This is a genomic window from Acetanaerobacterium sp. MSJ-12 (assembly GCF_018917875.1).
Taxonomy (GTDB): Bacteria; Bacillota; Clostridia; order Oscillospirales; family Ruminococcaceae; genus Bittarella; species Bittarella massiliensis.
In genome coordinates, this window is the sequence record NZ_JAHLPK010000004.1 from 296202 (window position 1) to 305569 (window position 9368).

Here is a 9368-nt window from a genome sequence, read left to right on the forward strand (position 1 = left end):
GCCGCCACAGCCCCCCCGAGAGAGGATGCCGTCATCGGGCCGAATGCCGCCTGCACCCAGGCCCGCCGCGCCTTCTTTCAGGGGCAGCTCGGCCCCAGCTTCACCTTCAACGTGGCCTTTCAGCGCTGGCTGAAGGCCGACCCGGACAAGACCTGCCGGGAGGTGGTGGCCGCCTACCGCGCCATCCTACCCGCAAAGAGGGAGCGGCCGGCCCCCATCGACAGCCAGTTCGAGTACAACGCCTATGTCCGCGCCTTCTTTGCCGACAACCCGGGCCGGACCCTGCAGGAGGCCTGCCTGCTGGAACTACAAAAAGCAGTTTCCCGGCAGCCGCCAGTACCAGCGCGCCGACCTGGCCGCGCTGGAAGGGCGTCCTCGCCAGGCCCGTCCCGCCTACATCGGCTTCAGGTTCTTGTTCAGCCGCTTGATCATCCAGGCCAGCCGCTTGGCCAGGCCCGCCTCGGTCTTGGCGGCGTAATAGCCCCGGGCATAGGTCCGCCGCACCGAGGGGGACATCCCCAAAAAGTTGCCGTGGGCCGGTTCCCGTCCCCGCAGCAGCTCCTCCAGCGCGTCCATCTGCTCCGCGGTGATGGCCGGGGGCGCGGGGGCGGCCCAGCGGCCGTCCGCCCGGGCCCGCTCCACCTCTTCCCGGCCGCGCTCGTCCATCCGCCCCTCCCGCAAAAGCCGCTCGGCCAGGGCCCGGTTCTTGGCCGACCAGTTGCTGCCCGGCCGGCGGGGGGCAAAGTACTTGCGGTAGCGCCCCTCGTCGATGCGCTGCATCTGCCCGTCGATCCAGCCAAAGCAGAGGGCCTCCTCCAACGCCTCCCCCGCCTTCACCGTCTGCGGCCCGCCCGCCTTGCCAAACACCAGCCAGACCCCCTCCGACGTCCGCCCGTTCTCCTCCAACCACCGGCGAAAGGCCGCCCGGTCGCCAAACAGCAACTCCCGTTCCATCGCTCTCTCCTCCTCTCTCCGCCCCCACAGGGGCGAAAAACCGCTACAAATACCGCCTGACCCGGCGCGCGTACTGCCTGTACGCCTCGCCAAAGCGCTGGGCGCACCACCGCTCCTCCGCGCGGATGATCCAGTGGGCCGAAACCTGAAAGATCGCCGTCAGCCCCAACAGCAGCGGCGACCGGCCCAGGGCCGCAAAGCCGACAAAAATGAGAAAATAGGCCAGGTACATGGGGTTGCGCGAGAGGCGGTAGACCCCCCGCTGGCAAAACCCGTCCGCCGCCGGGGCCGCAAAGGCCGCCACAGAGGCCGCCAGCAGCGCCATCCCCCCGGCGTAGAGGGCGACCCCCGCCCAGAAAAGGCCCGGCGACGCCGTCTCGACCTTCAAAAAGAGGATGTCCAGCAGAATGCCCACGTTGGCCAGTTGGTAGACCCAGTAGGCTCCCCGCTCCCCGGGCGGCAGGGGGGCAAAGTGGGCCGCCCGCCCCACTGCGCCCCGATCCAGCACGGCCAGCAGGCCAAAGCGCAGCAGAAAAAAGGGCAGCAACAGCAAAGCCCCCATCAAAATCACCCTCCCCCCAAAACCTCTGTTTTCCCGCCCATCTCTCCGCCGCAACGCCCAGCCGCCCCGGGCAAGTCGGGACCGCCGCCCCCACCCCCGCGCCGCAACGCCCTTGAAAAAAGGGGATTTTGACCATTGTACCATGGGCCCGTCCCTCCGTCCAGCGGGGAGAGTCGGTCCCCCCTCCCGCCCCGGTCTCCTTGAGAAAAGCCGCCCGAAATGGTAGGATAAACAAAAGGGCCGCCGCCCCGCAAAATGTGCGGCCGCAAAAAAGGAGACAACATGATCGACCTTGTCAAAATCACCCCCGAAAATCTGGCGCAGGAGCACATCTGCTGCGCCCTCTCCAACAATGCAGACTGCCAGGTGCTCTCCAAAAAGGCCTGGCTGAAGGAGCGGCTGGCCGAGGGCCTCGTCTTTTTAAAGGGCGATGTCCGGGGAAAGTGCTTCATCGAATACCTCCCCGCCGAATTTGCCTGGGCCCCGGTGGAGGCCGACGGCTACACCTTCATCGACTGCCTCTGGGTGGCGGGGCGGTTCGCGGGGCGGGGCCACTCCAACCTCCTGCTGGAAGAGTGCATCCGCGACAGCAGGGAGCAGGGGAAAAAGGGGCTCGCCATCCTCTCCTCCCCAAAAAAGAGGGGCTTTCTCTCCGACCCCAACTACCTGCGGCACAAGGGCTTTGCCGTCGCCGACACCGCGCCCCCCTATTTTGAACTGCTCTACCTTCCCTTTGACGGGCAGGCCGAGCCGCCCCACTTCGGCCCCTCGGCAAAGGGCGGGGCCCAGGGGCCCGCGGCCGACGGCTTTGTCCTCTACTACACCAACCAGTGCCCCTTTCCCGCCAAGTACGCCCCCCTCATCGAGGGGATGGCCAGAGACCGGGCGGTCCCGTTTCGGTCCGTCCACCTCACCACCCGGGAGCAGGCCCGGCAGGCCCCCACCCCCTTCCCGACCTACTCCCTCTTTTACAACGGCGCGTTCGTGACCCACGAGATCCTCTCCGAAAAAAAGTTTGAAAAGCTCCTCCTCGAAAGGGGGCTGTGACCCCCGCCGACAGCGCGCCCGCGGGACAGCGGCCCTCGACGCCGGGACCGCCAACACCGGCAAGGGGCGTTTGGCCCAACTTCCCCCCTCCCCCCGCCCGCAGGCGGACAAACAAAAAAAGGATGTGTTTTCATGTGCGAAAAGACAAGGTGCGCCTGGGCGGGGGAACTCCCCCTCTCCATCGCCTATCACGACCGCGAGTGGGGCCGCCCCGTGCGCGAGGACAACAAGCTGTTTGAAATGCTGATTTTAGAGGGGATGCAGGCCGGCCTCAGTTGGAACACCGTCCTCAAAAAGAGGGAGGCGTTTCGCCAGGCCTTCGACGGCTTCGACCCCGCCAAGGTGGCCCTCTACGACGAGGCCAAGGTGCAACAGCTTCTGCAAAACAAAGACATCATCCGCAACCGCCTCAAGATGCGCGCCGCCATCACCAACGCCCAGGCCTTTTTAAAGGTGCAGGAGCGCTGCGGCAGCTTCCACCAGTTCCTCTGGGCCTATGTGGACGACACCCCCATCACAAACCACTGGCAGAAGATGGAGGAGGTGCCGCCCAGCACCCCCCTCTCCGACCAAATCAGCAGAGACCTGAAGAAGCTGGGCTTCAAGTTTGTTGGCTCCACCATCGTCTACGCCTATATGCAGTCCGTCGGCATGGTCAACGACCACCTGACAAGCTGCTTTGTCTACCGCGAGATGCAGGGCTAGCCCCGCCCCCAAGCAAAAGAGCGCCCCGGACAGACCCGTCCGGGGCGCTTCTCTATTCCTCTTCCCATTTCCCCGCCCCGCACCCGCCCATAAAGTGGGCGGAGCGGGGACTGGTGGCTGCATAGCGGCTGTTTTCGTAGGTCGCAAAGGCCGCGTCGCCGGCCTCTTTGGCCACCCGCGCCACCTCCCGCAGCAGCAGGGAGAGGGCCAGGCAGCCAAAGGCAGCAAGGACCGATGTCCCCCCGCTCAACAGCGCCACTTCACCGGGCAGCCAGCCACAGGGCCCGGCCAAAGCGCACAAAAGGGTCAACACCGCAAACGGCACCCCCGCTGGGGCCATCACCCAGGCCGCCCGGCGGGTCCACTGCTCCCTCTGCAACGCCCGCTCCCAACGGGCGTAGGCTCGGTTCGCCTTTTCCAGGGAAGGCGGGTGGTAGATGGGCCGGCAAGAGCCCACAAGCGGGCAGTCGCGGCGCGTTTTCTTTTTCACAGCTTTGCCTCCCCCCACACATACCGTATCGCTTCAGAATGTTTTCATGAGATGCGCCGACATCGCAATCTGCGCTATAATATAGGAGTGGATGTGCGCAAATTTACAACTGTATTTTGCTGCACAGGTCATTTTGAAGGGGGAATGCTGCCTCTTTGGTCTTCCTCCAGCAACTCCCCCGCAGGGACACCCAAAACCTCCGCCATCTTGAAAAGGGTCTCTAGTGAGACCCCTTTGGTAGTCCCTACCCCCTCGACCTGGGAAATGAAATTGTTGCTCCTGCCAATCTTCTCCGCGAACGCTTCCTGAGTGTATCCAGCCCGCTTGCGGTAATAGGCAATTTTTAGCCCCAATATCCGGTAGCGCTCCGGGTAATCGGTTTTCACAATATCACTTCCCCTCCCCATTATTTTATCAATACTGTGGGCGCGTTTTAACAAACCGATGATAAGTGTTTCCTTACTTTGAGGGAACTTTCTTCCTTTTATAGAAGTTCCTAGAAAAATAGCTTTTCCCCATTCATTTTATATCGCGTAGCCCATATTTTGAAAAAATGCTACAATCCTGTTGCATTCCATAAAAAAACTCTTTACCCAGTGAATATATCATAAAGAGGAGGTCCCCATGACCATTGTCGACTTCACCCCATCCCACATCCCCGCAGCCAGCGCCCTCGCCCTGGCCGATTACCGGGAGCAGCAGCGCCGCCTTCCCGCCCTGCCAGCGGTCGAGGAGGGGCTGGACCTGACCCCCTTTGCCGCGGTCGGCCTGGGCGTCACCGCCTTCGAGGGCGGGCGGATGGTAGGCTTTCTCAGCGTCGGCCCGCCCTTCGACAACGCCTTTGGCTCCACCCGCTGCCGGGGGGTCTTTTCCCCCATGGGCGCCCACGCCGCCGCACCGGAGCGGCGTGGGCCGGTCTACGCCGCCATGTACCAGCGCGCCGCCGCCAAGTGGGTGCGGGCCGGGGCCCTCAGCCACGCCGTCGCCCTCTACGCCCAGGGGGAGGAGGCCCAGCGCCAGTTCTTCCAGTACGGCTTCGGTCTGCGCTGTGTCGACGCCATCCGCCCCATGGAGCCGATCGACTGCCCACCCCCCAAGGGGTACTCCTTCTTCGAGCTGCCCCCCGCCCAATTTTCCTCCGTCTACCCTTTTGAGGAGCTGCTCGACCGGCACTTCCGGGAGAGCCCGACCTTTATGGCCCGCCCGCTGGAGAGCTGCGACGCCTTCTGCCGCTCCTGCGCGGCGGAGGGCGACCGCTGCTTTGCCGCCGCCTTTCAGGGCCGGTTGTGCGCCTATCTAAAACTGTCCGCCAAAGGCGAGACCTTCCTCTCCCCCTCCCCCCGCTACCGCCACATCACCGGCGCTTTCTGCCTGGGGGAGCACCGCGGCAAAGGGGTCGTGCAAACCCTTCTGAACTGCGCCATCCGATCCCTAAAGGGGGAGGGGTACACCCACCTCGGCGTGGACTTTGAGAGCATCAACCCCGCCGCCCACGCCTTTTGGTGCAAGTATTTCTCCCCCTACACCCACGGCCTGGTGCGCCGCGTCGACGAGCGGATACTGGACCCCCTCCCGCTCTGATTTCCCCCGCCCTCTCCCCCTCATTTAGACACTTCCCCCCATCTGTCCAAACTTTTTACAATCGCGCCCCCCTGTCAAAAATTGCGACAGGGGGGCGCGATTGTCTATGGCGGCGGGGCCCGGGGGGGAGTAGGATAGAGCCATCGAGAGAAGAGACCCATCCACCAAAGACAAAACGGAGGGATTTTTGATGTACTATTCCAACGGCAACTACGAGGCCTTTGCCCGCCCTGAAAAACCCGAGGGGGTCGACCGCAAGTCCGCCTACCTAGTGGGCAGCGGCCTGGCCTCTCTGGCGGCGGCCTGCTTCCTGGTGCGCGACGGGCAGATGAAGGGCGAACACATCCACATTTTAGAGGAGCTCTCCCTCCCCGGCGGCGCCTGCGACGGCATCAACGACCCGCAGCGGGGGTTCATCGTCCGCGGCGGGCGGGAGATGGAGAACCACTTCGAGTGCCTGTGGGACCTCTTCCGCTCCATCCCCTCCATCGAGACCGAGGGGGTCAGCGTCCTCGACGAGTACTACTGGCTCAACAAGCACGACCCCAACTACTCCCTGATGCGGGCCTCGGTCAACCGGGGGGAGGACGCCCACACCGACGGCAAATTCGCCCTCTCGGACAAGGCGGCCGCCGAGATCGTCAAGCTGTTTTTCACCAAGAACGAGGACCTCTACGACAAGACCATCGACGACGTGTTTGATGAGGAGTTCTACTCCTCCAACTTCTGGCTCTACTGGCAGACCATGTTCGCCTTTGAAAAGTGGCACAGCGCCCTGGAGATGAAGCTCTACATCCAGCGCTTCATCCACCACATCGGCGGGCTGCCCGACTTTTCGGCCCTCAAATTCACCAAGTACAACCAGTACGAATCGCTGATCCTGCCCATGGTCAAATACCTGGAGGGGCACAACGTGGACTTCCAGTACGGCGTGCAGGTGCAAAACGTCCTCTTTGAAAAGAGCGGCGGCAAAAAGGTGGCCCGGCAGATCCAGTGCCTGCGGGACGGCCGGGAGGAGCGCATCGACCTCCTCGAGGACGACCTGGTCTTTGTCACCAACGGCAGCTGCACCGAGAACTCCACCCTGGGGGACGACGACCACGCCCCCGCCCAGACCACCCAAAACGGCGAGGGCGGCTGCTGGCAGCTCTGGAAAAACATCGCCGCCCAGGATCCCGCCTTCGGCCGGCCGGAGAAGTTCTGCGGCAACATCCCCAAGACCAACTGGGAGTCGGCCACCATCACCACCCTGGACGGCCGCATCCCCCCCTACATCCAAAAGATGTGCAAGCGCGACCCCTTCTCGGGCAAGGTGGTCACCGGCGGCATCATCACCGTCAAGGACTCCAGCTGGCTGATGAGCTTCACCCTCAACCGCCAGCCCCATTTCAAAGAGCAGCCGAAGGACCAGTTGGTGGTCTGGGTGTACGGCCTCTACACCGACGTGCCGGGCGACTATGTGAAAAAGCCGATGCGCCAGTGCACCGGCCGGGAAATCACCATGGAGTGGCTCTACCACATGGGGGTGCCGGAGGAGGAGATCCCCGAGCTGGCGGCCACCGGGGCCCACTGCATCCCCTGCATGATGCCCTATATCACCTCCTTCTTCATGCCCCGCACGGCGGGCGACCGCCCCAAAGTGGTGCCCGAAGGCTGCGTCAACTTCGCCTTCATCGGCCAGTTCGCCGACACGGTGCGCGACACCGTCTTCACCACCGAGTACTCGGTGCGCACCGCCATGGAGGCCGTCTACACCCTGTTGGATGTGGACCGCGGGGTGCCGGAGGTCTTCAACTCCTGCTACGACGTGCGGGTGCTGCTGGACTCCACCTCCAAGATGATGGACGGCAAAAAACTCACCGACATCAAGCTGCCCTTCCTGGCCGGGCTGGTGGAAAAGGCCACCATGAAAAAGATTTCGGGCACGGTCATCGAGGAGCTGCTGGCGCGCTACCACCTCATCTAGCCGCAGCCCTCCGTCCCCATCCCCTCTTCCCCCTTTCCCCAAACACAAAAAAGGTGCGGCCTCCGGGCTGCGCCTTTTTTGCCGAATGCACCGGTAAACAGCGCAAAACAGAGCAAAAGAAGGGAAAATTTGTTATATTATATCTATATATTCCATTTTGTATAGCAAAAAGAGGGCCTGCCCGCCCTTTTCGGCGGGGGTGAATTGTGCTATATTGGTAACGATACAGAAAAACGCCAGAGGGAAGGGAAGCGGTGTCATGCTGCCGGAGGAACACGACGAGCAGGCCATGCGCGAAGTGGCAGAAAAGAAAAAAGCGGTCATGCGGGAGGTCGTCAGCTGGGTCAAGGTGTTTGCGGTAGCGGTGGCGCTGGCCCTCTTCATCGGGCTGGTGGTCATCGTCAACGCCCAGGTGCCCACCTCCTCGATGGAGGACACCATCATGCCCGGGGACCGCATCATCGCCCTGCGGCTGGCCTACACCTTCGGCGAGCCCCAGCGGGGGGACGTGGCGGTCTTCTACCCGCCGGACGAACACCGCCTCTACGTCAAGCGGGTGATCGGGATCCCGGGGGACGAGATCGAAATCGAGAGCGGCGTCCTCTACCGCAACGGCGAGATGGTGGAGGAGCCCTATGTCAAGGGCATCCCCCAGGGGGACTACGGCCCCTACTCCGTGCCGGAGGGGCACTATTTCCTCATGGGGGACAACCGCAACGACTCGCTGGACGCCCGCTTTTGGAGCACCCCCTACGTCCCCAAAAAAGATATGCTGGGCAAGGTGCTCTTCCGCTACTACCCCTCCATCAGCAAGGTGGAGTAGCCGAAGGGAGGGAACTGCCGTACAAAAGCGGATCTATGCCCGGGTGTCGGGCTGGGTGCAGGGGGTCGGCTTTCGCTACTTTGTCAAGTACACCGCCAGCCTCCACGGCCTCACCGGCTGGGTGCACAACCGGGAGGACGGGGACGTGGAGCTGGAGGTACAGGGCCCCCCCGCCGAGCTGGACGCCTTTTTGGAGGCGGTGCGGGAGGGGAACCGCTGGTCCCAGGTGGAGGGGGTGGAGACCCGCCGCCTGGACCCCATCCGCGAAAACGGGTTCGAGGTGGTCTAAAGGCCCCGCCCTTTCCACCCGCGCCGCCAGACATCCCCGAGGGGAGCGGTCGTGCCGCCCCTTCCCCGCGCAAATCCCCCGCCGCACAGGGGCAGACCCCCGCCCACGCCATCTGCCCCTCACCCCCCTTGCCAAAAAGGCCGCCGCCAGAGAGCAGCGGCCTTTTTTGGCGGGGGGAAAGCTGGACCCGCCGCCCCCTTCTCTCCCCTCCGGCCGCACCCGCGGCCCCGCCCTCCTGCGGCAAAAAAAGGGGCGACCCAGGGGGGCGACACCCCCTTCCTTACAACCGCCGCACCCCCGCAAAAACATGCGCGGCCGCCCGGCGGCATTCTCTCGCCTCCCCCACAAAAAAGGGGCGAACAGACCGTTTTTCTCGGTCCGTTCGCCCCTTTGGCGCTATTCTCTCAAAAATCGCTCAGCATTCGCCATTCAGCCCTCGGCCCGCTCCTCCCGGCGGCTCCGCTCCGGCGCCACCATGTCCAAAACAATGGCAGCCGCCCAGAGCAGCAGGGCCGGCAGGTCGTATCCACAGCGGATGTGGGCGGCCAAAAAGGCGGCCGCTGCGGTCATGAGGGCCAGCAGCAGGGCCCGTCCCAGGCCCACCCGGTGGGTGCGCCGCCCCTCCTCGTCCTCCTCCCGGCGGCGAAGCAGCAGGCGGGAGAGGCCCAGGTGGCAGAGGGTGAGCAGCGCCCCCAACAGGGCCAGCCAGTGGATGGGGCAGCCGTTGTGCAGCCCTCCCAGAGCGGAGCCGGAGCCGCCGCCCCGGCCGTCTGACCAGTCGGCCCCCTCCATCCCCGTAAAGGGGGTGGAGGAGTGCTCCAGCTCGCCGGAGATGTCCCCCTCCTGCAGCAGATACCGCAAAAAGAGGGAGGTGCGATTCCCGGCGGAGTCCTCCAGGGTGTAGGCGATCAGGTATTCCCCCGGCCGGGTGGTGTCGATGCCCTCCACCGC

The 9368-nt window shown here is 64.1% G+C and carries 10 protein-coding genes and 2 pseudogenes; 7 read left to right on the top strand and 5 right to left on the bottom strand.

Translation table 11 applies throughout. The features are described from left to right. Positions 1 to 33: 33 nt before the first annotated feature. Positions 34 to 171 (top strand): annotated as a pseudogene (locus tag KQI11_RS13465) (DUF6434 domain-containing protein); the annotation flags it as partial. A gap of 222 nt (positions 172 to 393) precedes the next feature. On the opposite strand, the gene KQI11_RS06705 reads toward KQI11_RS13465, so the two are convergent. After that, positions 394 to 954 carry a YdeI/OmpD-associated family protein gene (locus KQI11_RS06705; RefSeq protein ID WP_216401558.1) on the bottom strand — a complete coding sequence of 187 codons (561 nt, stop codon included), beginning with the start codon at positions 952 to 954 and terminating at the stop codon, positions 394 to 396. A gap of 43 nt (positions 955 to 997) precedes the next feature. Beyond that, on the bottom strand, positions 998 to 1516 hold the full coding sequence (locus KQI11_RS06710) for a methyltransferase family protein (protein ID WP_216401559.1): 519 nt from the start codon (positions 1514 to 1516) through the stop codon (positions 998 to 1000). Positions 1517 to 1801: 285 nt separating this feature from the next. Between KQI11_RS06710 and KQI11_RS06715 the strand changes: the two genes are divergently transcribed. Both KQI11_RS06715 and KQI11_RS06720 read left to right on the top strand, forming a co-directional pair. Further along, entirely contained in the window at positions 1802 to 2563 is a 762-nt protein-coding gene (locus tag KQI11_RS06715; RefSeq protein ID WP_216401577.1) for an N-acetyltransferase, read from the top strand. A 132-nt stretch (positions 2564 to 2695) separates the two neighbouring features. Then, on the top strand, positions 2696 to 3268 hold the full coding sequence (locus tag KQI11_RS06720) for a DNA-3-methyladenine glycosylase I (RefSeq protein WP_216401560.1): 573 nt from the start codon (positions 2696 to 2698) through the stop codon (positions 3266 to 3268). Positions 3269 to 3320: 52 nt separating this feature from the next. On the opposite strand, the gene KQI11_RS06725 is transcribed toward KQI11_RS06720, so the two are convergent. Next, positions 3321 to 3758: a CobD/CbiB family protein gene (locus KQI11_RS06725; RefSeq protein WP_216401561.1), complete on the bottom strand. Its 438-nt coding sequence runs from the start codon at positions 3756 to 3758 to the stop codon at positions 3321 to 3323. 128 nt (positions 3759 to 3886) lie between these two features. Then, a complete protein-coding gene (locus tag KQI11_RS06730; protein WP_052537583.1) occupies positions 3887 to 4144 on the bottom strand; it encodes a helix-turn-helix domain-containing protein in 258 nt (85 codons plus the stop codon). 238 nt (positions 4145 to 4382) lie between these two features. Here KQI11_RS06730 and KQI11_RS06735 point away from each other — a divergent pair, with 238 nt between their 5' ends. From KQI11_RS06735 to KQI11_RS06750, 4 genes and pseudogenes are all read left to right on the top strand, one after another. Continuing rightward, entirely contained in the window at positions 4383 to 5339 is a 957-nt protein-coding gene (locus KQI11_RS06735; RefSeq protein WP_216401562.1) for a GNAT family N-acetyltransferase, read from the top strand. Between the two features lie 190 nt (positions 5340 to 5529). Next, positions 5530 to 7305, top strand: a complete 1776-nt coding sequence (locus KQI11_RS06740; RefSeq protein WP_216401563.1) for an oleate hydratase — start codon at positions 5530 to 5532, stop codon at positions 7303 to 7305. Positions 7306 to 7564: 259 nt separating this feature from the next. After that, entirely contained in the window at positions 7565 to 8128 is a 564-nt protein-coding gene (gene lepB / locus KQI11_RS06745; RefSeq protein WP_021658173.1) for a signal peptidase I, read from the top strand. Between the two features lie 28 nt (positions 8129 to 8156). Further along, positions 8157 to 8417 (top strand): annotated as a pseudogene (locus KQI11_RS06750) (acylphosphatase); the annotation flags it as partial. A 429-nt stretch (positions 8418 to 8846) separates the two neighbouring features. Here the strand turns inward: KQI11_RS06750 and KQI11_RS06755 are convergent. After that, the coding region (locus tag KQI11_RS06755) for a DUF5011/hyalin repeat domain-containing protein (protein WP_216401564.1) at positions 8847 to 9368 on the bottom strand (522 nt) is incomplete at its 5' end.

What these genes read in the sequence shown, in the direction of transcription:
- lepB (WP_021658173.1), top strand. Translation starts at nt 7,565, where the DNA reads ATGCTGCCGGAGGAACACGACGAGCAGGCCATGCGCGAAGTGGCAGAA.
- KQI11_RS06710 (WP_216401559.1), bottom strand. Translation starts at nt 1,516, where the DNA reads ATGGGGGCTTTGCTGTTGCTGCCCTTTTTTCTGCTGCGCTTTGGCCTG.
- KQI11_RS06740 (WP_216401563.1), top strand. Translation starts at nt 5,530, where the DNA reads ATGTACTATTCCAACGGCAACTACGAGGCCTTTGCCCGCCCTGAAAAA.
- KQI11_RS06735 (WP_216401562.1), top strand. Translation starts at nt 4,383, where the DNA reads ATGACCATTGTCGACTTCACCCCATCCCACATCCCCGCAGCCAGCGCC.
- KQI11_RS06705 (WP_216401558.1), bottom strand. Translation starts at nt 954, where the DNA reads ATGGAACGGGAGTTGCTGTTTGGCGACCGGGCGGCCTTTCGCCGGTGG.
- KQI11_RS06720 (WP_216401560.1), top strand. Translation starts at nt 2,696, where the DNA reads ATGTGCGAAAAGACAAGGTGCGCCTGGGCGGGGGAACTCCCCCTCTCC.